The organism is Streptomyces sp. NPDC051133 (assembly GCF_040682635.1).
Classification (GTDB): domain Bacteria; phylum Actinomycetota; class Actinomycetes; order Streptomycetales; family Streptomycetaceae; genus Streptomyces.
Genome location: NZ_JBFBBK010000263.1, coordinates 1 through 1,042 on the forward strand (window position 1 = coordinate 1; position 1,042 = coordinate 1,042).

Annotated in this window: 1 pseudogene; it reads left to right on the plus strand. The window is 66.4% G+C overall.

What is annotated here, in order from left to right:
* Positions 1–820 precede the first annotated feature (820 nt).
* Positions 821–1,042 (plus strand): annotated as a pseudogene (locus AB0N17_RS46905) (IS256 family transposase); the annotation flags it as partial.

The window sequence follows — 1,042 nt, forward strand, 5'->3', positions numbered from 1 at the left end:
GTTGGAGCTGACGATGCTGTCCGTGGTGAGGCCGACTCCGGGCCGATCGAGGAAGACCACGGGCAGCCCCACCGCGCGGTGGGCGGAAGGCTTCTGAACGCGGTCCGAAACGGAAGATGGCGAGCGCTGCAGATAAGTCATCCATGGCGATTACCGGCCGAACAGCAGCTGCTGGTAGCCGCGCACTACCGCACGAACCTTCACCAGGCGACAGCTGGCGGCGTCGTCGGGTCGTGCGGACGACCGTGTGCTGGGTGATCCAAAGGCTCGGCCGGCTGCTTGCGCTCAAGCCGCCCCGGGCCTTGCACGAAGCGGTCCTCCGCCCTGGGTGCTGAGGAAGAACCAACGCTGTGACAACCTCAGCGACCGAAGCGACCGAAGCGACCGAAGCGACCGAAGAATCCAACAAGGCCAAACTTGTCGAGGACGAGGCGGAAGCCCCCCAACTGCCGCGGATGTAGTCGAGGCCGACCCCGCCTTCCGGATCACCCGACACCTCATGCTCGCAGAGAGCGAGCTGCACTCGCACCGATCACCCTCCCTGCACCGCCAAGGACTTCACTGTTCCGACAAGCGTGCAGAGCGAATCAACGAGCGCGGCGCGTACAACACCCGCAACCATGACATCACACCACGGCGAACGTGGCCGCACCCTTCGGTCACCTCATGGAGAAGGGCAAGGAGGTCGGCAGCAAGAACCGTCCCGGACACCCTCTCGCCCACTGCACCGAGCGTGCCTGAAAGATCGTGTAAGTCCGTGATGTGGCACCCTGGCCCGGGGCTCGGCCTCGGGCTCTGGGCCGGGCGGATCGGACAAGTCATGGCAGACAAGACAGAACCGGTTGCCTGTGCGGCCGGGGACGAGATGGTGGATGAGGTCGTCGAGCGGCTGCTCGGCAAGGCCGGCGCCTCCGGAACAGCCCTGCTGGGTGAGGGCGGGCTGCTGACGGAAATCACGAGTGTCCCGCGCGGCTCGGAGGCAGCATGGAAGGACCGGCCGTCGGCACGCAGTCCGCCCGGTCCGGCCGGTGGAGGTGATTCC